Below are 26,302 nucleotides of genomic sequence, written 5' to 3'. Positions count from 1 at the left end.
CGGAGAACGACATGTTATCGATCCATAACCTGAACGCGTGGTACGGCACCAGCCATGTCCTGCAAGGCATCAACCTGGAGGTCGGACGCGGAGAACTGGTATCACTGCTTGGACGCAACGGGGCTGGAAAAACCACGACCATCAAGAGCATCATGGGCTTGCTGCCCAAGGTAAAAGGCCGGATCAGCTTCAACGGCACGGAACTGCTAAGCCAGCCGGCACACCAGCGCTTTCATCTGGGCCTGGCTTACGTACCGGAGGAAAGGCGCATCGTTCCGGGGTTGACCGTGCTGGAAAACATACGGCTGGGCATCATTGCTTCGACGCGCCGCCATCAGGAAAAGCAGGTCATCGAGGAAATTGCCGACACCTTTCCCAGGCTGAAGGAACGTCTCAACCAGGTGGCCGTTACCATGTCGGGCGGCGAACAGCAGATGCTGGCGATTGCAAGAGCGGTAGCCTGCGATCCCGACATGATTCTCCTGGATGAACCTTCGGAAGGCATCATGCCGGTACTGGTAGATGAAATGTTTGAACTGTTCCTGAAGCTGAAGCAGACAGGGAAAACCATCCTCCTCGTCGAACAGAACGTCGAAGCCGCACTGCGTATCGCCGACCGTGCATACATCATCGATCAGGGTTCGGTGGTACATGGCGACACCGCTGCAAAGCTGCTCGCCGATCCGGAAATTCAGGAAAGATACTGCGCCGTGTGAGACATCCAGGCGGGAGAGGACTGATGAGAAGCGACGTCTGAGCCAACGAATCAGGAGGCCGCGCCGGCAGCGTTCGGCGTCTGCAGATCGCGTGAAAGACGCACCAGAATCTCGCAGCTTCCAGTAGCGCTACGTGGCCGGACGCTGCGACGCTGCTTCCTCCTGCCTGATCATCAGCGCCTGGAGATATGCCTGGGTTAGCTGACTGTCATCCGCGATGAGCGGCGGTACCTGTCCAGTTCCCTCCGTCGATGCCCGTTCACCCTCTTCGTATGCGAGCCCCCGCGCTTCCAGCAATGCTCTCGCCGCCGGCACGGGCAATCCGATACAGAAATAGACTGTGTGCAGTGCCATCTGTAAGCGTGCTTCCAATCCTCGCATTCGTTTCCCTGTCAAGACGTTCAAAGTAGGCACACCAGATGAGCGATATGCCGCCGTCGTCATCTTTAAAGGAGCATGCCTGAGGCGAGCCGCTTGCAATGTTCTGAACACAGAGGAGAAATATGGATTTACCTCAATATGAAGGAATGGAAGGCATTTGAGAAAACGCAAAGAGATTGCATGCGGTCAATCTGCGAGACGGATCAACCGATTTGTTGATCCCGGCCAGCTAGGATCTGAAGCCGGCGCGCGGAGAGCACAAAATCCCGGCCCCTCGCCTACGCCGGCCCAAGCCGATAAAACCGGAAATTGCAGTGGCTCGCACCGCTGGCCAACGTCTGCGTCCTTTCCAGGCGGATGCCCCGGGTCGCATAGGCGTCGAAATCCAGTCCGCAGATACTCGGCAGGATCTCGCGGTCGCCATGGCGGGCCGCGAACTTGCAGAAGCCGCAGGCCTTGTAGTCGATGCCGAACTCAAAGCTGTCCTCCGGACCGGGCTCGACGAAGTCATAGACGAAATCATCCGGGAACGCTTGCCGGTGGCTGGGCGTGGCGCTCTTCGCGGCTTGCTCGCGGACCAATGCCTGGTTCTCGGGCGACAGGAATTGACGGCCCGAAGCGAGACGCTCCGCTTCGGGAACCGCAAGCAGGTGCGCCTTGCAGGTTTCCCGCTCGATGTCGGAGATCAGGGGCAGCGGCACACCGTGACGCCGGAGCACGCGGCCGATGGCAATGAACCCCAAAAGCCGCATGAAGAAATCGCTCATGCGGCTGGCCTCGCCTCCGACATATGGCATTTGGGTGAGTACGACCTCGAATTCATCCATCACCTGCTGCCGAATGTGGTCGATCCCGGAGAGGTGCGCGCGCTCCCGCAGCATCGGTTCGGCCAGGTCGAGGCGCTGGCGCATGGCGATTTCCATGGCTGCCCGGTGCAGCTGGTAAAAGGGATGGATATTCCCGGACATCGCACACCTCCTCGGAAACGATTTGGCTATCGAGAGTGGACTCGGCCCTTAACTGACTACGGCCGCCGCCTTCGCCCGCGCTGTATGCATTTTCTGGTAGCTGTCGATCAGGCGGCGGTGCCTGTCGAGGCCTTCCAGTTTCATGCTGGTCGGCGTCAGGCCATGGAAGCGCACGCTGCCGTCGACCGAGCCCAGCACTGCGTCCATCCGCGGATTGCCATACATCCGGCGGAAATTGACCAGGTAATCGTCCAGCTCCAGCTCCTCGTCGACCAGTACTTCCAGCACCACGTTCAAGGCCTGGTAGAACAATCCGCGCTCGACCGTGTTGTCGTTGTACTGCAGGAAGGCGCCCACCAGCTCGTGCGCCTCCTCCAGCTGCTGCAAGGCGAGATGAATGAGCAGTTTCAGCTCGAGCACGGTGAGCTGCCCCCACTCCGTGTTCTCGTCGAATTCGATGCCGATCAACGTGGCGATGTCGGAGTATTCATCGAGTTCATTGTTGTTCAAGCGATCGAGCAGCGCTTCCAGGCTTTCGTCATCCAGGCGATGCAGGTTCAGGATATCTGCGCGGAACAGCAGCGCCTTGTTGGTGTTGTCCCAGATCAGGTCTTCTACCGGATAAACTTCCGAGTAGCCAGGCACCAGGATGCGGCAGGCAACCGCGCCCAGCTGGTCATACACTGCCATGTATGTTTCTTTCCCCATGTCTGCAAGAATGCCGAGCAAGGTCGCGGCTTCATCGGCATTGGAATTTTCGCCCCGGCCGGAAAAATCCCACTCGACAAAATCGAAATTCGCTTTGGCGCTGAAGAAGCGCCAGGACACCACGCCGCTGGAATCGATGAAGTGTTCAACGAAGTTGTTCGGCTCGGTGACGGCATTGCTCTCGAAGGTCGGCTGGGGCAAATCGTTCAAGCCCTCGAAGCTGCGCCCCTGCAGCAATTCCGTCAGGCTCCGTTCCAGCGCCACCTCGAAGCTCGGGTGCGCGCCGAATGAAGCAAACACGCCGCCGGTTCGCGGATTCATCAGGGTGACGCACATGACAGGGTAGACGCCGCCCAGCGACGCATCCTTGACCAGCACCGGAAAGCCCTGCTCTTCCAATCCCTGGATGCCGGCCAGAATGCCGGGGTATTTCGCCAGGACCTCCTGCGGCACATCCGGAAGTGCGATTTCGCCTTCCAGGATTTCACGCTTCACTGCCCGCTCGAAAATTTCGGAAAGGCACTGCACTTGCGCTTCGGCCAGCGTATTGCCGGCGCTCATGCCATTGCTGACGTAGAGGTTTTCGATCAGGTTGGACGGGAAGTACACCACTTCACCGTCCGACTGCCGCACGAACGGCAGCGAACAGATACCGCGCTGTACATTGCCGGAATTGGTGTCGACCAGGTGGGAGCCACGCAGCTCGCCGTCGGGATCGTAGATGGCGAGGCAGTACTCATCAAGGATCCCGGAAGGCAGCGCATCGCCAGGCCCGGGCTTGAACCAGCGCTCGTTCGGGTAATGCACGAACGCCGCATTGGCGATGTCCTCCCCCCAGAACGTACCGCCATAAAAGTGATTGCAGTTCAGTCGTTCGATGAACTCTCCCAGTGCGGACGCCAGCGCGCTTTCCTTGGTTGCCCCCTTGCCGTTGGTAAAGCACATCGGCGAGTGCGCATCGCGGATATGCAGCGACCAGACATTGGGAACGATATTGCGCCATGAAGCGATTTCGATCTTCATGCCCAAACCCGCCAGCACGCCTGACATGTTGGCAATGGTTTCCTCCAGGGGCAGGTCCTTGCCCGGGATATAAGTACTCGTTCCGGAAGACGGCTTCAGCGTGAGCAGCGCCTGCGCATCGGCATCCAGGTTTTCCACTTCTTCAATCACGAACTCCGGACCGGTCTGCACTACCTTTTTTACCGTACAACGGTCGATGGAACGCAAAATGCCCTGGCGGTCCTTTGCCGAAATATCCGGCGGCAGCTCGACCTGAATCTTGAAGATCTGCTGGTAACGGTTTTCCGGATCGACAATATTGTTCTGCGACAGGCGGATGTTTTCGGTGGGAATATTGCGGGTTACACAATACAGCTTCACGAAATAGGCGGCGCACAGGGCGGACGATGCAAGAAAATAGTCGAAAGGACCGGGCGCCGAGCCGTCGCCCTTGTAGCGGATTGGCTGGTCGGCCACGACCGTAAAATCATCGAATTTCGCCTCAAGGCGAAGCTTGTCCAAAAAGTTGACCTTAATTTCCATTGGGGATTTCCAAAAACGGTATTCAAAATGACGTGGACGCTATTATCCGTCGCCACGGCCGGTTTCACCGTAACGGGAACATCCTTTTTTGCTTTGCATGGCGGAATCGGGATGAAGGTCGAATATGCTCCTGCTCACCGCGGCGTGCAAAGGAAATAGTCGCTCGTTTCCGCGCGACTGGAATGGTCAGCTGATCGTTACTGAGGCCGACGTACCGCTCGACAGAAGATCCGAGATGACTTTACGAAGCCACCGATTGCCTGGATCGTGGTGATAGCGCTCATGCCAATGCTGTTTGACCGCGTATTCGGGCATTTCGAACGGCAGTGAAAACGTACGGAACCTGCCGCGTCCTTCCAGCAGCTGGGCAAGGCGCTCCGGAATGGTGACCAGCAAATCCGTCTGCTCGACAACGAAGGCAATGCCAAGGTAGTTCGGCACGCGCAGTGCAATATTGCGCTGTATGCCATGGCGCATGATTTCCTGGTCGAGAATCAGATGACCCGTGCCCGAAGAAGTGACGACAGCATGTTCCTCGGCCTCGTACTGCGCAGTCGTCAACGTATTAATCACGCGTGGATGGTCGGCGCTCGCCACGCAGACATAGCGCTGGCGGAACAGCGATTGCTGGAAAAACCCGGCTTCGAGCTGCGGCATGAAGCCTAGCGCCAGATCAGCTTCGCCGGCTTCCAGCATTCTTGCCGTATCGCTCGACAAGGGGACAATCTCGATATGCACGCCCGGCGACGCCTGTCGCAGATATGCCCAAAGCCTCGGCAGCAGCACCAGCTGGCTGATGTCGGTCATGCTGATACAGAAGGTGCGCCGTGACGTCGCCGGATCAAACGATGCACGATGTGCATAGACCTTTTCCAGCGTCATCAGGGCCTGCCGTACCGAGCCGGCAAGATCGCCCGCCAATGGCGTGGGCTCCATTGTATTGCCGATGCGCACGAACAGAGGATCTGCAAAGTGCTCCCGCAATCTGGACAGCGCAATGCTTACTGCCGGTTGTCCGATTCCCAGGTTTTCCGCGGCACGGGTCACGCTTCGCGTCTTGTAGATTTCATCGAACACCTGTAAATGGCGCGTTTCTGGCATTGACACCGGGACCTCTATTCGAATTTCGAATGACATGAATTAATATCATTGCATGGACCGAATGTCCAGCCTGGAGCAACATGCCTGCATCCAATTCAATTTGCCATTTCCTCGGAATCCATCCGGGAAATGACCTGAGATGTCAGGAGAGCAATCATGATGGATCTCGGTCGGATGGACGACTTGCCCGCTGAATACCGTGCAGCGCTTGCCGAGCAAAATCTCGTGCCGCTATGGCCAAGCTTGCGTTCCGTGCTGCCGCCCGGCAAGCCGGTTCCCCGCACGCGCGCAACGGCATGGCGCTATGCCGGGCTGCGGCCGCTGTTGATGCAAGCCGGCGAGCTGACTCCGATAGAAAAAGCGGAACGCCGGGTGCTGGTGCTGGCCAATCCCGGCCACGGGCTGGACAAGATGCAGGCCAGTTCCGCCATCTATCTTGGCATGCAGCTGCTGATGCCCGGCGAGCTCGCGCCTTCGCATCGCCACACGCCGAACGCCGTGCGCATGATCGTCGAAGGCGAAGGCGCCTACACGACTGTCGATGGCGAGAAGTGTCCGATGGAGCGTGGTGACCTCATCCTGACGCCGACCGGTCTCTGGCATGAACACGGGCATGAAGGCACCGAGCCCGTGGTCTGGCTCGATGTCCTCGACCTGCCCCTGGTCTATTACATGGAAGCCTCCTATGTGACCGAGGGCGCTCCGCAAACCGTGAAGCGGCAAGGCGGCGAGCGTACCTACCTTCACGGCGGCGTCGTGCCCTCCCCGGTCTTCACGCGCGGCAATCGGCGTTACCCGATGCTGCGCTATCCCTGGCGGGACGTCCGTGCCGCTCTCGTTATCCTGGCTGAAACCGAGCCCGCCATCGAAGCGGTGCAAATGGCTTACATCAATCCGGAAACAGGCGCCGACTGCCAGAACATCCTGGGTTATTCCGCGTTGATGCTGCGTCCCGGCGAGACATTGCGTCTACCGGTGCGATCGCCGGCTGCCGTATTCCACTTGATAGAAGGCAGTGCAGCGCTGACAGTCGACGATTCGGATTTCACGCTGTCGCCCGCCGACACCTGCTGCGCTCCGGGTTTTGCGCAGGTCGTGCTGCGCAACGCCTCCGCGTCGGAGCCGGCCTTCCTGTTCATTGCCGACGAAAGCCCATTGCACAAAAAACTCGGTGTCTATGAAGTACGCGGCTGATCCCGGCGCCGGCCCATCAGGCCGGATCTCCATCGCCATGCCAAAAACATCATTTACGGGAAGACTGTCATGAAGCACGACGAACCTGTCATTATCGCCGGCGGCGGAATCGGCGGGCTGGCCGCTGCGCTTGCCCTGGTACGCCGGGGCTTCGCCGTCAAGGTCCTGGAACAAGCTGCCGAAATCGGCGAAATCGGCGCAGGCATCCAGTTGGGACCGAACGCCTTCCATGCCTTCGATGCACTCGGCATCGGCGAGAAGGCACGCGGCCGTGCTGTCTATACCGACGAAATGGTAATGCACGACGCGCTCGATGAAACCCTGGTCGGACGCATTCCCACCGGCGATGCATTCCGCCGCCGCTTTGGCAACCCTTATGCGGTCATCCATCGCGCCGACGTGCATCTCTCTCTGCTGGAAGGCGCGCAGGAAACCGGTTTGGTGGAACTCCAGACATCGACGCAGGTGGAGCGAGTCGAACAGGATGCGCAAGGCGTCGTCGTCTTCGATCAGCACGGGCGTGAATATCGAGGCCAGGCTCTGATCGGTGCGGATGGCGTCAAATCCGCAGTGCGGAAGCAGTATGTCGGAGATGCCCCTCGTGTATCGGGTCATGTCGTCTACCGTGCCGTCGTGGACAGGCAGGAGTTTCCGGCCGATCTGCAATGGAATGCCGCCAGCATCTGGGTTGGACCCAACTGCCACCTGGTGCACTACCCGCTTCGCGGAGGAGAACAGTACAACGTCGTCGTGACATTCCACAGCCGGCAACAGGAAAGCTGGGGCGTCACTGAAGGCAGCCGCGATGAAGTACGAAGCTATTTCCAGGGCATATGTCCGCGTGCGCGGCAGCTGATCGAGCTTCCCCGAAGCTGGAAACGCTGGGCCACGGCTGACCGCGATCCGATCGGTCAGTGGACCTTCGGCCGCGCGACGCTGCTTGGCGATGCCGCGCATCCCACGCTGCAATACATGGCTCAGGGCGCCTGCATGGCGATGGAGGACGGCGTGACGCTGGGTGAGGCCCTGCGCGTCCGATCGAACGACTTCGTCTCCGCCTTCGATCTTTACCAGCGTTCACGCATCGCCCGGACCGCGCGCGTGGTGCTGTCGTCCAGGGAAATGGGCCGCATCTTCCACGCCAGCGGCGTGGAGCGCCTGGTCCGCAACGATTTGTGGAAGGGACGCTCGCCCGAGCGTTTCTATGATGCGCTGGAGTGGCTGTACGGCTGGAATGCCGACAACTGCCTGGTGCAACACTAAGGACATCCCATGCAGCTATATAACTTCTTTCGCAGCGGCACGTCGCACCGCCTGCGCATTGCATTGAACTTGAAGCAGATCGAATACGAGTACATCGCGGTCGATCTGCGACGCGAGCAGCATCTCGATGCCGCATTCAAGACGCTTAATCCGCAAGGGCTGGTGCCTGTGCTGATCGCTAATGAGGATCCATTGATCCAGTCGCCGGCCATCATCGAATGGCTGGAAGAGCGCTATCCGGAGCCGCCGCTGCTCCCCGCCGATGCCGCCGCGCGCGCCCGCGTCAGGGCTCTCGCGGCCATTGTGGGCTGCGATATCCATCCCATCAACAATCGCCGCATCCTCGAGTATCTGCGCAAGCAGCTTGGCTGCGATGAAGCCGCCGTGGAAGCCTGGTGCCGGAAATGGATCACCGACGGGTTCGATGCGCTCGAAACGCTCTTGGCATCCGATAAATCTCGACGCGGCTTCTGCCATGGCGATGCACCGACGCTGGCCGATGTCTATCTTGTCCCCCAGGTGGAAAGCGCGCGCCGATTCAACACCGATCTGTCTGCCTATCCCAATATCGTTGCCATCGACCGCAAGTGCTCGGAACTCGACGCCTTCCGTCTTGCCGCGCCCGGCCTTCAGCCGGATGCGCCGCAATCGACAAAGGCGACATAGGCGACATAGGTGTTTTGTTTCGGACCGTGACTATTTTTGCTACCAATCAGGCGAACTCATGACTTATCTCTTCCCTCCAGTTGAAACCGTCGGCCTGCCCGTTGCCGGCACCTCCGACCTGTTCCCGGTACGCCGCGTCTACTGCGTGGGGCGCAATTACGCCGCACACGCCCGGGAAATGGGCTTCGACCCGGATCGTGAACCGCCTTTTTTCTTCTGCAAGCCGAACGACCCGCAGTCCATCGTTCCGGTCGCTGCCGGCGAAACAGTTTCGATCCCGTTTCCACCGCAGACCGAGAATTACCACTACGAAGTCGAACTGGTGGTTGCCATCGGCAAAGGAGGCAGCAATATTGCAGTCGACCAGGCGACAGAGCACATCTTCGGATATGCAGTCGGACTCGATATGACGCGGCGGGATCTGCAGATGAAGATGCGCGAAATGGGCCGCCCCTGGGAAATCGGAAAGGCGTTCGATTACTCGGCGCCGGTCGGCGTATTGCATCCGGCTTCGACGGTCGGGGAACTAGGCAGCGCCGCCATCGTGCTGGACGTCGACCGACAGACACGCCAGAAGAGCGATTTGTCGCATTTGATCTGGTCGATTCCGGAAATTGTCGCTAACCTTTCAACACTGTTCGAGTTGCAAGCAGGCGACCTGATCTTTACCGGCACGCCGGAAGGCGTCGGCGCAGTGAAACCGGGACAGACCATGGCAGCGAGCGTGGCCGGCCTTACGCCCATTTCGGTGCAAGTCGTACAACTATAATTTTCATAAATGCGGCGTGCATGAACATGCCGCAAGTCCAGCAATTAGTCGAGGAGATCGTACATGCATTCCAATCAACCCTCCCTGCGCAAAGTGCTGCCTCTGGCGCTTGCGATGACCGCACTAGCCTTCGCCGCCGGCAACGCAGCCGCTCAGGCCGGCTTTCCCACCAAACCGGTCAATATCGTCACGCCGTTTGCTGCCGGCAGCGGGCCCGATGCCGTACTGAGGCAAGTCGGCGACCGGCTGTCCAAACTGTGGAAGCAGCCGGTGATCATCAACAACAAGCCCGGCGGCGGCGGATTCCTGGCGTTCGCGGCAACGCAGCAGGCGCCGGCCGATGGCTACACCCTGATACAGCTCGACAGCGAACATCTTGCAGCCGTTCCCTATCTTTACAAGTCGCGACATTTCGTCACGCTTGACGTGTACGACCCGATAGTGACCCTGTTTCGCACGCCGTTCTTTGTGTCCGTGCCAGCGGATTCGTCCTGGAAATCATTCAAGGACCTGGTCGGCGCCGCCAAGTCGGAAGCCGGCAAGATGAATTACGGGTCCTGGGGCGTCGGCAGCCCGGGCCACCTCGGCGGTGAATCACTGGAACTCATGACCGGAACCAGCATGCAGCATGTACCTTACCGCGAAGTGTCGCAACTTTATGGTTCGGTTGCCAACAAGGATGTGCAATGGGCGTTTGCTTCGATCCCGTCGAGCCAAGGCGTTTACAAGGCTGGAAAGATCCGGTATCTCGCCGTCGCCGCGCCGAAACGGAGCCCGCAAATGCCGGATGTGCCTACCGTGGCGGAATCGGGCGGCCCCGCCAATCTCGATGTGAACTCCTTTGTCGTGCTCGCCGCTCCAAAGGGCATGCCCGCCGAGCTGAAATCAAAGATCAATGCCGATGTGCAGAAGGTGCTGGCCGATCCGGAGGTCCGCGAGCGCTTCAACAGCTTCGCCTTTGAAATTCTTAACTGGACTCCGGAGGAGATACGCCAGAACGCTGATGCAAAGGCCAAGACTTACGCCGACCTTATCGCGCGCAAGAAGATATCGCTTGAATAGAGCAATGACACCGCCGTGCCTGCTTCATTGATCCGGCAAGGCTAACGCCTCGGCACGCGGACTTATGCCCGGACCCTGACGCGGGTGCCGGGCGGATTGAAGCGACATGCACGCTCAAGAATACGCTCTCATGAGTACGTGCCTGCGTCCCGCCATTGCAGAGACCGTCCAGGCACATCATTCCTCAAGCCACTTGATCGCTTGGACCATATCGTTATAGAACACACGATACTGCCCTTCGCCGAACTGGCCGAATGCAATTCTGGCGAGATACGCAATGCGGGTATTGGGTACAAGGATCGCAGTCCGCAAGGCACAGAGCCCAGAATCATTTTCTTGTCGCTCTCCAGCCGCTGCTGTAGAAGGACATGGTCAATTGCGGGCGCTTCAAGCTCAAGGGAGTCATACAATATTTTTAATTGACGCGTGTCCCTGGCCAACGCAAGTACTCGTTCTTGGCATTCCTCGAGCATTACTACGGTGCATGCCCCCCGCAGGCGAGCCATGATGATGCTCCCCACCAGCTCGACCCATAGCTATTCCTGTTCCACCGACTTGATCTCACCCGCTGCATTGTTTTGCTTGAGATACATGCGTTAGCGACGCGAATTCTTCGCCATATCGGACTTAATCGGCCTCTTCCAACGCTCGATCATTCTCTCGCGGGGACTGCCGTTCAAGGAAACGGAATTTTTCCTTCACCCCAACCCATTGCTCGTGGCCTGGCAGAGGACTCTTTCGCACCGTGATTCTTTTCCAGTCCGGATGCCGCGAGAGTTCCCGGTTCAGCTGCGCGAAATGCTTTTGATCCGGTCTCAGTTCTTGCTCTCCCGCGATTGCATCCACCGGACATTCGGCCACACAAACCGAACAGTCTATGCATTCGTCTGGATTAATTACCAGGAAATTCGGGCCTTCCATGAAACAGTCCATTGGGCAAACGCTTACGCAATCGGTGTATTTGCATTGAATGCAGCTTTCGGTTACGACAAATGGCATGACGAGCGGAGTCCCTGTTGGTTAACTGAGCGAGTTTAAACTGCAGGCTTTGCAATATAAAGCCAAGGACAATGGACAAACTGTTTAATGAAAAGAGACAGTGGCGTGCTTGGCACGGCCTGCAGCCTGATTGCAGGAATCTGCAGTTCCCTGTGCACGCATGCAGGTACGAAGCCGCGCATGAATTTGGATTCCGACGAATTGCATGCATGCATGCAATCGCTTGACCATCCGACAAGCACCTCAACCCTTCCATACCTTCCGGGTATGGTCTCGTACGCAAATGATATTAGACACGCAGAGGGAACGGAATTTAACATCGATTAGATGCACTGCTCTTGCTTCTCCCTCGTGGCAAGCAACTTGCGCAAGGCCCCTTGCCTAGCTATGAAACATCGCTAAACGAAAGCTTAAGTCAGGACTCTACCGAACCTGCACCATCAGTGAAAACTGCATCTGAAGTCTCAGTTGCTCCGAAGGTCGAACCGATGGCGGCGACCACGGCGCCGTGATGCTTCCCGGTCGATAAAAAGCTTGAGCGATGATCAAGGCGATTCCAGTGCAGCCACAGCAGCCAGCGATGAATGCAAGTTCATCGCATTATTTCGAAGGAAAGTGTGATGAAAAACGAATTCAATAGCGAAGAATTACTGCGGCGTGTTACCGAAACAAAGGTATCCACAGGCAATGAGCGCGTCCGCAGTATCACGAAACGCGTCGTCACCGATCTCTTCAAGACTATCGAGGATTTCCAGGTCAAGCCGGAAGAGTTCTGGGCCGCGGTTCAGTGGCTGTCGCGCCTTGGCGCAAGCGGACAGGCAGGCCTCATCACCGCAGGACTAGGCTTCGACCGGCTGCTCGACATCCTCGAAGATGAAGCTGACAAGCGCGCAGGAATGGCATCGGGAACGCCGCGTGCAATTGAAGGGCCTCTTTACATTGCAGGCGCCCCAAAGTCATTTTACGAAGCGCGGCTTGACAATGGCAAGATGCCGGGCCAATTGGTCGTCATGGAAGGCGTCATCCGTGACACCGACGGCAACCCTCTTTCGGGCGCACTGATCGACGTCTGGCATGCAAATGAGAACGGCCATTACTCCCATTTTGACCCGTCCCAGGAAGAATACAATCTCCGCCGCCAGATCACAGCCGATCAGCAAGGTCGTTATCGCTTCCGCAGCATCCTTCCGCCCGGATATGCGATTCCGCCGAACAGCCCGACTGCAGAACTGTTTGAATTATTGGGCCGGCACGGCAACCGCCCCGCCCATATTCACTTTCTCATTTCCGCCGCCGGGCGGCGGGCCTTGACCACGCAGGTCAATATCCCGGGAGACACTTATATCGACGATGATTTCGCATTCGCCACGCGGGACGGACTGGTGGTGACGCTGGAGACGGGAGCGTCGCCCGCCGGTTATGAATCGCTCGGGATCGATGGTCCATTCACGAGGATTCGCTTTGACTTCAAGCTGCAGGAAGCGGTAAACGGCGAAGATGCGAAGCATCTCGGCCGCTACGAGCGTGCTGCCGGCTGAAGCCTGCACCATCCGCAAGCTATCGTCGCGCCGCATCCGCAGGCCAGACCGCTCTCCCTTTCACCGGTCTGCGGGGGAGAGCACGCACCGGCCCGGTTCTGAGGAGCCTCACATGGATGCCTTGGAGTCGCCGTCGATGGGAAACATTTGTCCGGAGATGGCGCGCGCGTGGGGCCCTGCGAGAAAGAGGGCGAGTGCAGCAATGTCCTCCGGGTCGATAAATTTCTTCACTGATTGATTGGCCATTGCCGAACTGATTTCTTCCTCTATGGTCCGCCCTGAAACTTTGGCACGGCCTTGGAAGACGGATTGAATCCGCGGTCCGTCCACGGCACCGGGATGAATACTGTTGGCCGTGATGCCCAGCGGTCCCAACTCGAGGGACAATGTCTTGGTAAAACCCACCAGTCCCCACTTCGTCGTGGAATAGGCTACCCGGTTTGGATAGCCGAAACGCCCGGCCAGGGAAGACATCACGATGATGGAGCCGGCGGACGACTGCTTGAGCATGGGGATGGCACGCTGGGTGACCATGAATGTTCCGGTCAGATTGACATTGAGGACAGCATTCCATGTATCGATCGGATAATTGGCCACAGGCGACGTTGCCCCGGCAATGCCAGCATTGTTGACAAGTACGTCGAGGCCGCCCAGTTGCTCCTGCACATCGTCAAAGAGCATTTCGAGGTCTGTCGGGTTGCTGACGTCGCCCACGGTGCCGCTGATTGCGGAATAATGCTTCGCGACCTCGGCAACAGCCTCTCGATTGACGTCGGCGATGTGCACCCGTGCGCCGGCACCGGCGAAGGCCTTGGCAATGGCCAGGCCGATTCCGGCAGCGCCTGCCGTGACTAGTACGCGTTGCGTCATGATGTCTTCTCCATAGCGGAAGGTGGCGCTGTTAATTCTACGCGCTCGCCAGGTGAATGATATCGAGGGATACGCATTGCACCCTGTTCCCGTCCACATCCCCGGGCAGCAGAACGATCGCGGATAACAGTTACTTGCTGCGAGACGAAGCCTCTGCCGCAAGGGAAGGACTTGCACCCGGACGCCGCAGGAAGAAATAAAGCACGCTTAGTACCGTCAGCCAGATCGGAATGAGCAGGACGGATACCTTCGTGTCGGGGTTCAGGTACATGATGACCAGGATGCCTGCCATGAATGCGAGACACAGATAGTTTGTGAACGGATGACCCCAACTGGGAAATGCCGTCGCACGGGACCGGCGCTTCATGCTGCGCCTGAACTTCAAATGGGTGACGGTAATCATGGCCCAGTTGATGACGAGAGCGGACACGACCAGCATCATCAGCATTTGCAGCGCCTTGCCCGGCATCAGGTAATTGATCAGCACGCACAATGCAGTGGCTCCGCCGGAAACAGCAAGGGTGGCAACAGGCACGCCGCGCCGGTTTACCCTTCCCATTGCTGCCGGCGCATCGCCTTGCATTGCCAAGCCGAGAAGCATGCGGCTGTTGCAGTAGACGCAGCTGTTATAGACCGAGAGTGCCGCAGTCAGTACGATGATATTCAGGGCGGTGGCGACCCAGCCATTGTCGAGCGCCTGAAAAATCAAGACGAAGGGGCTTCCGTCCGGTGCAATCCGGTTCCATGGATAGAGGGACAGGAGAACCGCCAGCGCGCCGACATAGAAAATGAGTATCCGATAGATCACCTGATTGGTCGCCTTTGGGATGGTCTTGCCAGGCTCGTCAGCTTCGGCCGCCGTGATGCCCACCAATTCCAGACCGCCGAATGAGAACATGATTGCACTCATTGCCATGATCAGGCCGCTGGCGCCATGAGGAAAGAAGCCGCCAAGCTGCCACAAATTCGTGACCGCAGCCTGCGGCCCACCCTCCCCTGTCGCCAGCAGATAGGAGCCGAACAGGATCATGCTGACGATGGCTCCGACCTTGATGATCGAAAACCAGAACTCCATCTCGCCGAAGAGCCGCACATGCAGCATGTTGATGCCGTTGATCAGGATGAAGAAAACGAGGGCTGAAATCCATGTTGGAATGCCGGGCCACCAAAACTGCATGTAAACGCCGACGGCCGTCAGTTCGGCCATGCTGACCAGCACATAGAGGACCCAATAGTTCCAGCCGGAGATGAAGCCTGCGAAGCTGCCCCAATAAACGTGGGCAAAATGGCTGAAAGAGCCTGCGACCGGCTCCTCAACCACCATCTCGCCCAGCTGCCGCATGATGAAAAACGCAATCAGCCCGGCGATGGCGTAGCCGAGGAGTACGGAGGGACCGGCGAGCCTGACAGTGTGGGCAACGCCGAGGAACAAGCCGGTTCCTACTGCGCCGCCCAGGGCAATCATCTGGATGTGCCGGTTCTTGAGGCCACGGTTCAGGGAGCTGCTTCCTGTACTGCTCATCACATATTCCTTGACAATCTTTTACTGTAAATAGGCTGCACGTGCGTCGATCGAGGTGAACGGACACGCTGCGGGGTCGGCTGTATTGAACCCTGATTGAACACATGCAGGAAGGCGGTTTGAAATCCTTGAGGATGACCATGCAAGGACTCCGCATCGAACCGACGAGCCGGCCCGTTCAGACATGGATTTTGCGGCTCTCGGCGGCATTCGGCGCGCGTAAATTGCGTACCTGGCTGCAATGAACCGAGGCTGCAGGACTTTTCTGCATCAGGACTGCCTGAGGACTTGCCAATTCGGCTGCTGCACGCGCAATGCTTGAACCTGCAGCGCGCATTTTACCGTTTTGAGCGTTGTACTGCAGCCGTTCACAATGTTTAACGCTGCTTGTCACCGTCTTCGAAGGAGCTGATATCTGCCTCCAGTACGGGCAGCGCCAGCGAAAAATATATTGCTATCATTCGCAGCGAGAAACCGGCAAGGATGGACACACCCGTGGAAACGTTTGCACTGAAATCCAGATGCAGCATCCCGACGTAGAGGATGCCGGTCACGAGGGACACCGTCGCATAGAGATCGCGCTGCAGAACGAGCGGCACCTGATTGCACAGGAGGTCGCGCAGCAATCCGCCAAAGACGCCGGTGATCATGCCCATCAAGACCACTACCGCGATATGCGCATCGGTGGTGGCCGCAATGTTGCAGCCGATGACAGTGAATGCCACCAGTCCCAGCGCATCCATCAGAAGAAACGCGGTCTTCAGACGATGCAGCCTGCGCGCCAGCAGCGCTGCCGCAACCGAGGCGCCGACGGTGAACAGCAGATATTCCGGATGGGCGACCCAACCCAGCGGATAGTGCCCGAGCAGCACATCCCGTATCGACCCTCCGCCCAGGGCTGTCACCGTTCCGACGACACACAGCCCGAATAGATCCATCCTTCGCCGCATTCCCATCAGCGCGCCGGAGGCCGCTTCGGCTGCAATGGCCAAAAGATAAATCACATGAAGCACGGTCATCGATTCTGCTCTCTCAAAAAATGGGCCCGGCGCTCGCTCCTCTGCAAGCATGCGTGGCGCCTTGTTCAGCAATACGGTTCTGCTCGTATCGGGATCGCTGCATCTGGACGGCATGCGCGATCGGAAGGTTCGAAATGCAAAAAGGCCAGCTGCCGCCGGCCTTCCCAGACTGCATTGAAATTGTCATTAAATCAGTTCTAGTCGAGCTTGATGCCTTTCGACTGGATCACTTTACCCCATTTTTCACGCTCGGATTTCGCGTAGGCTGCCATGTCCTGCGGTGAACTCGGTATGGCTTCCAGTCCCAGGCTCTGAAAGCGTTCCTTGACCGCAGGCGTATCGATGGCTTTCACCAAGGCCTTGTTCAGCACATCCACGGCTGCAGCCGGAGTCTTGGCCGGCGCAACCATGCCTTGCCATGCATACGCCTCGAAACCCTTCAAGCCCTGTTCATCCAGCGTCGGCACGGTATTGAAGCTTTGCACGCGCTTGGGACTGGCAACGCCGATTGCTCTCAGCTTGCCCGAGCGGATATGAGGTGCACCGCTGGCGGTGTCGACAAACATCACCGGCACCTGGCCGCCGATCACATCCTGCACTGCCGGAGCAGCGCCCTTGTACGGCACATGGGTGAGCTTGACGCCAGCCAGATCGGAGAAAAGTTCCATGGCCAGATGGTGCGGGCTTCCCGCTCCGGGCGTGCCATAGGCAACGGAATTCGGCTGCGACTTCGCCCAGGCGAGGAATTCCTTCAGGTCCTTCGCCGGCACCTGCTGCGGATTGACCACCAGGATCATCGGAAAGCGCGCCATCAATCCGACGGCCGCGAAGTCCTTTTCCGCGTTGTAGCCGGGCTTGCTGTAGAGGAAAGGATTTGCAGCGAGCGTGGCGGTATCGGCAGTCAGAACCACATGCCCGTCAGGGTTCGCTTTGGCGGCATAGGCTGCACCGATGTTGGTGCCGGCGCCGGGCTTGTTATTGATGATGATCGGCTGGCCGAGCGTCTTCGTCATCTCCGATGCAATGGTTCGCGCCACAACGTCGGAGCCACCGCCCGCGGCATAAGGCACGACCCATTCAATGGGCTGATTGGGAAAGGCGAATGCGGCAATCGGCAATGCCAGTGCAGCAAGCGCTGCCGAGCGCTGAAGCAGTCTGAATGGTTTCACTGAGTGTCTCCTTGAAATGGTGAGGGTGATGTTCGATGCACGAAAGGGCGGTTCACAGGTCCTGGACAGCGCTATCGATCAGGGCAAGAACGGTTTCCTTGTTCCCGACCTGATTGGCCAGCAGCAAACTCAATTTGGCGAGGAACAGTTCCGAACGCTGGCCGGCCTCATCGACCTTCAGCGCCAGTTCGTCATAGATTGCTTCCAGGTCTTGAATGGGCATGGAGGGATTCATTAGCGTGATTCCTTGCAAGATTCAGTGCAACAGCGTGTATGCGCCCAAGGCGCGCTGTATTTGCGCGACGCAGTGAGCATCGGGTTTGGACCAGCAGCCGGCGATATGCTGATCCGGGCGCACCAGGAAGACACGCGGTCCGTCTGCCTCATTGCGCCAGAATGTTTTCTTGAAATTGGCAGCCGAGTCCGCCAGTGACAGCACGCCGCCATGTGCCGGTCCAGCACCTGCAGCGCCAGAGCCGAGCACGATGATGTCAAAGGAAGCACCCTGCACTTTCATATTGTTCTGCAGTTCACCTAATGCGTTGAGGCCCTCGCCGTTGATGGAACTGTTACCGCCGCAAATGACCACTGCGAATTTCGGCGTGAGATAGTCGAGCAGGCAGGAAGCATCATCGAGCCGTACATTGGGCATGACGGAACCGACGCCGGCTTCGGCAGACAATCCGATCGGGCTGGACGACGCGTTGATCGGCGATTCGGCATAGACATGTGCCCTGGAGGTGCGCCAATGGAACAGCGGCCTGACGAAGTCATGCTGCAGCGCGAGCGACAATGTCGCATTCCGCATCAGCCTGAAGCCGTGACTTGGCGGTGTCATGAAACGCGTGCTGCGTCCGCCCTCCTGAATGATTTCCCGTGCTGCGGCGACACGCTCCTGCGAATAGGTACCCAGCAGCTCCGGTGCTGCCTTCCCTTGGCAGACCAGTGCCAGCTTCCATGCGAGATTCTGCGCATCCTGGAATGCCGTGTTCGCTCCGCGCACGCCGAAGATGGGCAACATGTGCGCGGCATCGCCCACGAACAGGATATGTCCGTGGCGATAATCAGGGAGGGTCATTGCCCTTGCAGAGTAGACGGAACACCAGTCCATTTCCCATGGCAGTCCGCCCTTTCCGATCATTTCGAGTTGCGCATCGATGCGCGCTTTCAGCGATTCGGGCTTCAGCGCTTCTTCCGGCGACTCGCCCGCCGGCAGCTGGTAGTCGACGCGCCAGATGCCATGCGGCTCGCGATGCATGAGTACGGTATTGCCGGGGTTCCATGAGGGATCGAAGAAGGCCAGACGTTCAGTGGGATAGTCGAGATCGATCCTGATATCGGCAATCACGAACCTGCCTTCATAGGAATCGCCCTCCATTTTCAAACCGTACTTCTGGCGGATTCCGGAGCGGGCACCATCCGCGGCAATCAGCCAGTCTGCGTGAAGCTGATACTCGCCTTCCGGCGTATCGACACGCAGCTTGACGACCGGCTCATGCTCGATCACGTCCTCGATCTTGTTGCCCCAACGAATTTCGATGTCTGCCTCATTGCATGCGTCGACCAGATACTCTTCAAGATACTGCTGCTGAATGTTGATCAGCGGCGGAAAACGGTCATTGGCGTTAAGCGGCGCCTCCATCCGGAATACCCGCTGGCCCCTGTAGAACGAATTGCCGGCATGCCAGGGCAATCCGTTTTCCATGATGCGATGCGCGACGCCGGCCTGTTGAAGAATTTCCATGGATCGCCGGGTGAATACGATTGCCCTGCTTCCTTGGCTCACCTGGCGCTCCGCTTCAAGAATCACGCTGTCGACTCCCATGCGTTTGAGAATCAGCGCGGTGGTCATCCCGGCCGGTCCGGCACCGGCAATCACGACCCGCTTGTGCGCCTGCTCGCACAAGCGGGCCAGCGGAATGGTCGGGTACACATGGTACTGATAGTAAATGGACGGACGAGGAGACGCGGTGGGCTTGTGCATTGGAAACTCGCAAGGGACAACATTCTCTGAAATTTTGATAAAACGTTCCGTTTAAAACCTTCAGATGAAACACTTTTATCAAATAACGATAATTCAGTCTATATTTTGCGGCTTATGGTGTCAACCGAATTCTCGGTGCGATAATGAGACCCTGAACCTCTTACCTGATTGCAACGGCATTAAAAACATGACAACAGCTTCCTCTCCTTCCGTTATAGGCCGAGTCATGGTGATCCTGAACCTGTTTCGTGAAAGCCGTCCGTGGATCACGATCGAAGATATCGCCACGTCTCTGGAAATAAGTGCTCCGTCGGCCTACCGCTACGCCAGCGAACTGACCCAGGCAGGCTTGTTGTCACGGACTTCGGGGCGCTACCGCCTTGGACCCAAGATCATCGAGCTGGAATACCTCATCCGCTCCTACGACCCCATCATTCAAGCCGCGCACAGCCTGATGTATGGGCTGGCCGAGCTGACCGAATGCGATGTACTGCTCTGTAACGTCTACGATCAGACCGTCGTGAACGTCTTCCATGTGCCGGGCAAGCATCCGGTTCACCTGACCTACACAAAGGGACTGCCCATGCCTCTCTTCCGAGGATCGCAGGCACACGTCATCCTTGCCCACATGGAGCGGCGCAAACTGAAGCGCATTTACGACGCCGCCGTGGCAGATCCGGCGCTGGCAGATGACGTGGGCAAAATCGGATCCGACTGGACCGCGTTTTCGAAGGAACTCAAGCGCATCCGCAGTTGCGGCTATTACATCTCGCGCGGAGAACTCGATCAGGAAGTCACGGGCATTGCAGCGCCGGTTCTCGATGAAAAGAAGGAAATCGTAGGCAGTCTGGTATTAAGCCTGAATACGAAAGCGCCGCCTGCGATCAGCGAGGAAATGCTGATCGGCATGGTGATGCAGAGCGCCAACGAGATCACGAAACGCATTGAACAAACGGCTGCCGAGCCGGCAACTCCCTTGTCGTGACTTGATACCCGCGACAGGGGGATGGCTTCCCTGCTACTCCCTGCCATGCGTTCAGAGCCTGTTTGAAAACTGTAGCGAGCGGCTTGAGCTTGGTATGAGGAGCGCACGCGTACGTAAGGTATGCCGAGCACCGCAGTGCCGGGATCACGCCGCGCAGTTAGTTTTCAAACAGGTTCTCAGTTCAAACTGACTTGATCCGCCCCTGGAGCATATAGGTTCCCGTTTTACTCCCCGCCAGGTCTTTAGTTCCAACTACCTTGATTCGCCCCAAGGCGCCGCCATCGCAGGTTGAACGCCAGTTTTGGTTCCACTATGGTTAAACCAAAAGTGAATAAGGAGTGGAGACATGGATATCACGACAGCGATCACGGTATTGGCCCTGCAGGCGTCGTTCGGTATGCCGCGCTACAGACCCGCTTCCGCCAGTCCTTGATCTTGCTGATTCAATGAGGTCAACGCTACCTCGCCCCGGCATGCGTTGCCGGTACATCGCCCTAGCTTCTCAATGCCTCCGTCGCGGCGGCTTTCGTGCGCGCGCAGGCAAAAGAAGAGCGGATGCCGGCTGTTCCACTGGCATTCATTATTCAACTCAATTCTTAACTCGGAGGTAATCATGCGCAACCTGACCACCAATGAACTGCAAAGCGTGTACGGCGGAACCGGAACGGACAAGGCATCGCGCAGCTACAGCAAGAAATCCCGTAGCCGTAGCCATAGCAAGATGTCCCGTAGCCATAGCAAAAAGTCCCGTAGCTACAGCCAGACTCGCAACAAGTATTAATTGACGATGCAACCGGTAGTGACCGGTAACCTGCATTTTTGCAGGCAGGCATCGCTGTCTCGGCGATTCCTGAGCGCCAAGGCAGCGATGCCGTGCTAAAGATTTATGCCCATGCCTGGAAAGGCCTCGTGCCGCCCGATCTCGCCTTCTGCATCAGCGCCCTTCTCGGCATGCCGTTTCTCCTACTCCGACATGAGGTCAGACAATGAACGAATCGGAAAATATCAGCACTATCCGGGCAGAAGCGGCAAGCCGCCACGAGCTCTGGCTGCTTGGCCAGCCGCCACTTCACAAGTTTCTCGACTTCGTTGACGACCAGGGAGTGGTTGAGCAGATCTCCAACGCTCAGTTGCTGGTAGACCAGTGGCGAGCTGCGAATGACTATTACGAAGAACTTGCCAAGAACGAAGCCGGCATTGCCGACATGATCGAATGCTCGGGTCTTGATCGACGGCTGCAGCCGCTGGCCGAGGAGGTGATGGCCGATGCACGTTATCGCCGTACCTTCGACACCCTGCCTGCGCGCATCGCCATGGTAGAACTCGACCGTCTGGTCGTGTGCCAGAACCACGTCACCTACAACTTCGTCGAGGATCTGAAATCAAGGCTGGGACCGCATCCGGACCCGGAAGCACTGTTCCGCTTTTGTCTCCCGCTGGACACACCACAAACACCCGTGGAAATCCGGAAGGTGGGCTCGCAGCGCTATGTGTTCCGCTGCGACTCCACCGATTTCCGTTTCCATGAATCCGTCCTGCTGCATCCGGATCAGATCGTCGGCCACGAGGCGCATGGCGCGCTTGCCGGCGTCGTCGGTCTGATGGTGGGGCACAGTTCGAATTTTCTCAATGCCATCCATGATGATGACAGCAACCGGCTGCTGTTGAACAATGGCTACCACCGTGCGTGTGCATTGCGCGAGCTTGGCATTACGCATGCGCCATGTCTTGTCCAGACCGTGACCCGGCGCGATGAGCTCGATATCACGGCCAAACCCATCGTCTCCGAAAATCCCGGCTACTACTTCAACGCGCCGCGGCCTCCCGTGCTGAAGGATTTCGGCAATCCCAGAATACGGAAGATGATCCCTGTCAAGAAGGTCGTCCGCATGATCGAGATCAGTTTTGAAGTGGACGACCATCTGATACACGCATGACCATGGACCAGCCACGTGTCGTGCAGACCGGCCTGCAAGCTGCGGATTCGTCGCCGGTCGCCAACGTGCCGTTATTCCGGCCGCAGGTGCTCGCACAACGACAGGCACAGTGGATGGGTCCGGTGCTGGTCAAGCCGCGTCCATCCCATCGTTGGTTCACCGTCTTCGCCTTGGCTGTGACAGCTGCCATCGTGTCGTTGTTTTACTTCGGCACCTATGCCAGGAAGGCGCAGCTAAGCGGTTTGCTGGTGCCCGAACAAGGCCTGGTGCGCGTCTTCGCGCCGCAAGCCTCTGTCGCAACGCAGTTCTTCGTCAAGGAAGGCGATGTTGTCCGGAAGGGACAGCCGCTGATCACGCTGTCAACCGAGATCAAAAGCGCCAGTCTCGGCGATACGCAGGCCAATATCCTCAAGACGCTGAGTTCGCGCAGCGAAAGCCTGCTAAAGGAAGAACAGGAAAGCCGGCAGCTTCTCAGGCAGCAGACAACGGCGCTGTCCGGCCGGCTGGCCGCCCTGCGCCTGGAGCAGGAGCAGCTCGCCGAAGAGATCGTCTTGCAGGAATCACGCTTGAAGCTGGCGGTCAGGACGGAGGAACGCCAGCGCGACCTGGCGGCGCAGGGCTTTCTTCCTGCTCAGCAGGCTCAGGCGGCAACCGAGGCAAGGCTGGAGCAGGCGGCCCGCATGCGCATCCTCCAGCGCAACAGCATGGCGCTCAAGCGCGATCGCCTCACGCTCGAAGGCGAGCTCCGCGATCTGCCGCTCAAGTCCGCAGCACGCTCGGCCGACATCCAGCGCAGCATTGCCGAGATTCGCCAGCAAAGCGCGGAGGTGGAGGCGCGCCGGGAGATCGTCATCCCGGCTCCGCAAAGCGGGACCGTGACAGCGATTCAGTCCGAAACAGGAGGACAGGCATCCGCAACCGTGCCGCTGCTAAGCATCGTTCCCTCTGATGCCGAACTGGAGGCGCACCTGTTTGCTTCAAGCCGCGCAATGGGCTTCCTGAAAAGCGGACAGCAAGTTCTGCTGCGTTACAGCGCCTACCCATATCAGAAGTTCGGACACTATGCCGGCGTCGTGCGCTCCATCTCCCGCACCGCCTTGAGCCCGGCCGAACTGCCGGCACAATTGGCAGGATTGACCAGCCTGTTCGGTCCTTCGGAGCCGGTTTATCGCATTACCGTTGCACTGGAACGGCAGACGGTCACCGCCTACGGCAATGCCGTTCTGCTTCAGCCCGGCATGCAGCTGGAAGCCGCCGTGGTAATCGAAGAGCGCCGGCTGTATGAATGGATACTGGACCCTCTCTATACGCTGACCGGAAAATGGAATCCATGAATCTGCTCGACCAGCTCCATCTCGGCTGGGGCACGCGTCTGCCGATGGTATTACAGACCGAAGCCGCGGAGTGCGGTCTTGCCTGTCTGGCCATGATTGCCGCTTACCATGGCAGCAATTGCACGCTGGCAGAACTGCGCCGGCGTTTCGGCTTGTCCCTGCGTGGCGCCACGCTCAAGGATCTGGTGGGCATCGCGGAACGCATCGGTCTGGCCTCGCGTCCCGTGCGTCTCGAGCCCGAAGAACTGCCGCTGCTGGCAACCCCATGCCTGCTGCATTGGGAGCTGAACCATTTCGTGGTGCTGAAGCATGCCGGCCCGAACGGAATCGTGATCCACGACCCTGCCGTGGGAGTGCGCCGGCTGCCGCAAGCCGAGGTCCTGGCGCGCTTTACCGGCATTGCGGTGGAGTTTTCGCCGCTCAGTGACTTCGAGCCCGGAGAGCCGCCGCCGCGGGTCAAGCTCGGCACGCTGACCGGCCGGATGGTGGGACTCAAGCGATCGCTGGGCATGCTTGCCGTGATGGCCCTGTGCATCGAAGTATTTGCCGTGATCAGTCCGTTTTTTCTGCAATGGGTGGTCGACGAGGCGCTGGTCACAGCAGACCGGGATCTTCTGCTGACGCTGGTCCTCGGGTTTTCATTGCTCCTCGTGATCCGCGTCGCGGTAACCGCGATGCGGGGCTGGATGCTGATTGCGATTTCCAGCGTGCTGAAAGTCATGGGCCGCTCGAATCTTTTCTCGCATCTGATCAGTCTTCCGGCCGGCTATTTCGAGGCGCGGCACCTGGGAGATGTCATGTCGAGATTTGGCTCGCAAGAGACGATTCTCCAGGCAATCACCACCGATATGGTCGAGGCGCTGCTTGATGGCCTGATGTCGGCCATCACGCTGGCCGTCATGTTCGTCTATGCGCCGGGGCTGGCCATGGTGGTACTGGCCGGCGCGGCCTTGTATGCCCTGCTGCGCTGGGCGACCTATACACCCTTGCGCCATGCCTCCATGGAAGCGATTGTCTGGGCGGCCAGGCGGGACAGCCACTTCCTCGAGTCAATGCGTGGCATCAAGACGATCAAGCTCTTCAATGCACAGGAAAGCCGGCGTGCGTACTGGCTCAACCTGCTGGTGGAGACGGTGAACCGCCAGATCAAAGCGCAAACGCTCTCCCTTGTCTTCAAGACTTCCAATGCGCTGCTGGTCGGCGGGATCACCCTTATCGTCGTCTGGCTTGCTGCGCAGCGCGTGCTGGACAAGACGTTTTCGGTGGGCATGCTGCTGGCGTTCATCGCTTACAAGGATCAGTTCCTCAGCCGCGTGAGTGCATTGACTGACAAAGCGCTGGACCTGGTGATGTTGCGCTTGCATGCAGAGCGGCTGGCCGATATTGCCCTGACTGCCCCGGAGCCGCGCATCCCGCAGTCCATGGAGCCCCACCAGGACGGGGTAGCCGCAGCGGTCGAGGTGCGCAATCTGCGTTTTCGCTACAGTCCGAACGACCCGTGGGTACTCGACGGCATCAACCTGAACATCCAGCCTAGCGAGTCGGTGGCGATCGTTGGTGCCTCCGGCTGCGGAAAAACCACGCTGCTGCGGATTCTGGCCAGTCTCCTGCAGCCGGAAAGCGGCGACTTGATGATCGACGGCCAGGACCTGGGCAGGATCGGCATCGCTCGGTACCGGGCCATGATTGGTGTCGTGCTGCAGGACGACCAGTTGTTTGCCGGCTCGATCGGCGACAACATCAGTTTCTTCGCGGAGTCGCCGTCGCAGCGGCGAATCGAGGAATGCGCACGGCAGGCGGCAATCCACGAAGACATCTGCAAGATGCCGATGGGTTACAGCACGCTGATCGGCGACATGGGCACCAGTTTGTCCGGTGGACAAAAGCAGCGCGTGCTGATTGCCCGCGCCCTGTATCACAGGCCGAGCATCCTTCTGCTCGATGAAGCGACCAGCCACCTGGACATTGCGCGCGAAAAAGCCGTGAATGAAGCCATCCGCAGCAATCAGATGACGCGCATCATTGTTGCCCACCGACCGGAAACCATCCTGTCCGCAAGCCGCGTTGTGATGATGGAGAACGGCCGCATTGTCGACGATGTGTCCACGACCGAGCACAAGGAAAAAATCCTGTTCCGCGCCAGATCACTGACTCAGTGAACCGTGCCGGACCCGGACGCTCCGCCTTGATCCTGACCGCCTCACGGCCTTGCTCGATGAATCACCGCACTTCTACATTGAATTGTTCGGGCGTCTTCCGAGGCCGGTAGCTGCCAGCGCTGCCATATGCCGGTACCGATATGTGTTCCGTTGACAGCACCGCCGCATCCTGCACGCTGTCGTCCACCGTCCCGACAGCCCTTGCCTTGACGTTTAGGATGATCACCGCGGTGAAGGCGTCACAGGTCGGGTGACCGAAGTTGGACTTGGTGCGCATATCGACGACGGTCACGATGATGCCTCCGAGGCTGGCCAAGCCTTTGGTCAATGCCGATGCACTGGCGATGTGCGTCACCTGTTCGCAACGCGGATTTCCTGCACCTTCGGAATATCAAGAGCTGACTCCTCATTAT

General features: G+C 58.5%; 24 protein-coding genes. 12 read left to right on the top strand and 12 right to left on the bottom strand.

The features are described from left to right. The first annotated feature begins 11 nt into the window (after positions 1 to 11). A complete protein-coding gene (locus IGW03_RS17025) occupies positions 12 to 716 on the top strand; it encodes an ABC transporter ATP-binding protein (protein ID WP_194723770.1) in 705 nt (234 codons plus the stop codon). A gap of 129 nt (positions 717 to 845) precedes the next feature. Here the strand turns inward: IGW03_RS17025 and IGW03_RS17020 are convergent, their stop codons facing one another. From IGW03_RS17020 to IGW03_RS17005, 4 genes are all read right to left on the bottom strand, one after another. Further along, a complete protein-coding gene (locus IGW03_RS17020) occupies positions 846 to 1,070 on the bottom strand; it encodes a hypothetical protein (protein WP_194723769.1) in 225 nt (74 codons plus the stop codon). A 305-nt stretch (positions 1,071 to 1,375) separates the two neighbouring features. Continuing rightward, positions 1,376 to 2,065: an L-2-amino-thiazoline-4-carboxylic acid hydrolase gene (locus IGW03_RS17015; protein WP_194723768.1), complete on the bottom strand. Its 690-nt coding sequence runs from the start codon at positions 2,063 to 2,065 to the stop codon at positions 1,376 to 1,378. A gap of 48 nt (positions 2,066 to 2,113) precedes the next feature. Continuing rightward, positions 2,114 to 4,318 (bottom strand): OsmC domain/YcaO domain-containing protein, encoded by a 2,205-nt coding sequence (locus IGW03_RS17010; protein WP_194723767.1) that lies wholly within the window; start codon positions 4,316 to 4,318, stop codon positions 2,114 to 2,116. A 186-nt stretch (positions 4,319 to 4,504) separates the two neighbouring features. Next, the gene (locus tag IGW03_RS17005; RefSeq protein ID WP_194723844.1) at positions 4,505 to 5,419 is read right to left on the bottom strand and encodes a LysR family transcriptional regulator; all 915 of its coding nucleotides are present in this window, start codon (positions 5,417 to 5,419) and stop codon (positions 4,505 to 4,507) included. A gap of 156 nt (positions 5,420 to 5,575) precedes the next feature. Between IGW03_RS17005 and IGW03_RS17000 the strand changes: the two genes are divergently transcribed. The 5 genes from IGW03_RS17000 (at position 5,576) to IGW03_RS16980 (ending at position 10,373) form a co-directional block, all read left to right on the top strand. Further along, positions 5,576 to 6,613, top strand: coding sequence for a cupin domain-containing protein (locus IGW03_RS17000; protein WP_194723766.1), 1,038 nt, complete (start codon positions 5,576 to 5,578; stop codon positions 6,611 to 6,613). A gap of 69 nt (positions 6,614 to 6,682) precedes the next feature. Beyond that, on the top strand, positions 6,683 to 7,876 hold the full coding sequence (locus IGW03_RS16995; RefSeq protein ID WP_194723765.1) for a 3-hydroxybenzoate 6-monooxygenase: 1,194 nt from the start codon (positions 6,683 to 6,685) through the stop codon (positions 7,874 to 7,876). Between the two features lie 9 nt (positions 7,877 to 7,885). After that, complete coding sequence (gene maiA / locus IGW03_RS16990; protein ID WP_194723764.1) at positions 7,886 to 8,542, top strand: maleylacetoacetate isomerase; 657 nt, start codon at positions 7,886 to 7,888, stop codon at positions 8,540 to 8,542. A 58-nt stretch (positions 8,543 to 8,600) separates the two neighbouring features. After that, positions 8,601 to 9,311: a fumarylacetoacetate hydrolase family protein gene (locus tag IGW03_RS16985; RefSeq protein WP_194723763.1), complete on the top strand. Its 711-nt coding sequence runs from the start codon at positions 8,601 to 8,603 to the stop codon at positions 9,309 to 9,311. Positions 9,312 to 9,374: 63 nt separating this feature from the next. Further along, positions 9,375 to 10,373, top strand: coding sequence for a Bug family tripartite tricarboxylate transporter substrate binding protein (locus IGW03_RS16980; RefSeq protein ID WP_194723762.1), 999 nt, complete (start codon positions 9,375 to 9,377; stop codon positions 10,371 to 10,373). 627 nt (positions 10,374 to 11,000) lie between these two features. On the opposite strand, the gene fdxA is transcribed toward IGW03_RS16980, so the two are convergent. Further along, positions 11,001 to 11,372, bottom strand: coding sequence for a ferredoxin FdxA (gene fdxA / locus IGW03_RS16975; RefSeq protein ID WP_194723761.1), 372 nt, complete (start codon positions 11,370 to 11,372; stop codon positions 11,001 to 11,003). A gap of 620 nt (positions 11,373 to 11,992) precedes the next feature. Here fdxA and IGW03_RS16970 point away from each other — a divergent pair. Beyond that, a complete protein-coding gene (locus IGW03_RS16970; protein ID WP_194723760.1) occupies positions 11,993 to 12,910 on the top strand; it encodes a dioxygenase family protein in 918 nt (305 codons plus the stop codon). Positions 12,911 to 13,018: 108 nt separating this feature from the next. Here the strand turns inward: IGW03_RS16970 and IGW03_RS16965 are convergent, their stop codons facing one another. The 6 genes from IGW03_RS16965 to IGW03_RS16940 form a co-directional block, all read right to left on the bottom strand. Further along, on the bottom strand, positions 13,019 to 13,780 hold the full coding sequence (locus tag IGW03_RS16965; RefSeq protein WP_194723759.1) for an SDR family oxidoreductase: 762 nt from the start codon (positions 13,778 to 13,780) through the stop codon (positions 13,019 to 13,021). Positions 13,781 to 13,910: 130 nt separating this feature from the next. After that, positions 13,911 to 15,305 (bottom strand): amino acid permease, encoded by a 1,395-nt coding sequence (locus IGW03_RS16960; RefSeq protein WP_438943654.1) that lies wholly within the window; start codon positions 15,303 to 15,305, stop codon positions 13,911 to 13,913. Between the two features lie 374 nt (positions 15,306 to 15,679). Further along, entirely contained in the window at positions 15,680 to 16,321 is a 642-nt protein-coding gene (locus IGW03_RS16955) for a trimeric intracellular cation channel family protein (RefSeq protein WP_194723757.1), read from the bottom strand. A 197-nt stretch (positions 16,322 to 16,518) separates the two neighbouring features. Further along, positions 16,519 to 17,490, bottom strand: a complete 972-nt coding sequence (locus IGW03_RS16950; RefSeq protein WP_194723756.1) for a Bug family tripartite tricarboxylate transporter substrate binding protein — start codon at positions 17,488 to 17,490, stop codon at positions 16,519 to 16,521. A 52-nt stretch (positions 17,491 to 17,542) separates the two neighbouring features. Next, a complete protein-coding gene (locus IGW03_RS16945; RefSeq protein WP_194723755.1) occupies positions 17,543 to 17,713 on the bottom strand; it encodes a DUF2783 domain-containing protein in 171 nt (56 codons plus the stop codon). Positions 17,714 to 17,746: 33 nt separating this feature from the next. Then, positions 17,747 to 19,474, bottom strand: a complete 1,728-nt coding sequence (locus IGW03_RS16940; RefSeq protein WP_194723754.1) for an FAD-dependent monooxygenase — start codon at positions 19,472 to 19,474, stop codon at positions 17,747 to 17,749. 226 nt (positions 19,475 to 19,700) lie between these two features. Between IGW03_RS16940 and IGW03_RS16935 the strand changes: the two genes are divergently transcribed. The 5 genes from IGW03_RS16935 (at position 19,701) to IGW03_RS16915 (ending at position 25,889) form a co-directional block, all read left to right on the top strand. Continuing rightward, positions 19,701 to 20,459 carry an IclR family transcriptional regulator gene (locus tag IGW03_RS16935; protein ID WP_194723753.1) on the top strand — a complete coding sequence of 253 codons (759 nt, stop codon included), beginning with the start codon at positions 19,701 to 19,703 and terminating at the stop codon, positions 20,457 to 20,459. A gap of 613 nt (positions 20,460 to 21,072) precedes the next feature. Continuing rightward, positions 21,073 to 21,240 (top strand): bacteriocin, encoded by a 168-nt coding sequence (locus IGW03_RS16930; RefSeq protein ID WP_194723752.1) that lies wholly within the window; start codon positions 21,073 to 21,075, stop codon positions 21,238 to 21,240. A 205-nt stretch (positions 21,241 to 21,445) separates the two neighbouring features. Continuing rightward, the gene (locus tag IGW03_RS16925; protein WP_194723751.1) at positions 21,446 to 22,396 is read left to right on the top strand and encodes a hypothetical protein; all 951 of its coding nucleotides are present in this window, start codon (positions 21,446 to 21,448) and stop codon (positions 22,394 to 22,396) included. A gap of 2 nt (positions 22,397 to 22,398) precedes the next feature. Beyond that, positions 22,399 to 23,730 (top strand): HlyD family secretion protein, encoded by a 1,332-nt coding sequence (locus IGW03_RS16920; protein WP_194723750.1) that lies wholly within the window; start codon positions 22,399 to 22,401, stop codon positions 23,728 to 23,730. Next, complete coding sequence (locus IGW03_RS16915) at positions 23,727 to 25,889, top strand: peptidase domain-containing ABC transporter (RefSeq protein ID WP_228535661.1); 2,163 nt, start codon at positions 23,727 to 23,729, stop codon at positions 25,887 to 25,889. Before IGW03_RS16920 ends, IGW03_RS16915 begins: the two co-directional genes overlap by 4 nt. A 61-nt stretch (positions 25,890 to 25,950) precedes the next feature. Here the strand turns inward: IGW03_RS16915 and IGW03_RS16910 are convergent, their stop codons facing one another. Further along, complete coding sequence (locus IGW03_RS16910) at positions 25,951 to 26,244, bottom strand: chemotaxis protein CheW (protein ID WP_323744988.1); 294 nt, start codon at positions 26,242 to 26,244, stop codon at positions 25,951 to 25,953. Positions 26,245 to 26,302: the final 58 nt, after the last annotated feature.

This window comes from Noviherbaspirillum malthae (genome assembly GCF_015352985.1).
Lineage (GTDB): Bacteria > Pseudomonadota > Gammaproteobacteria > Burkholderiales > Burkholderiaceae_D > Noviherbaspirillum > Noviherbaspirillum malthae.
This window is presented reverse-complemented; position numbering and strand designations above follow the sequence as displayed.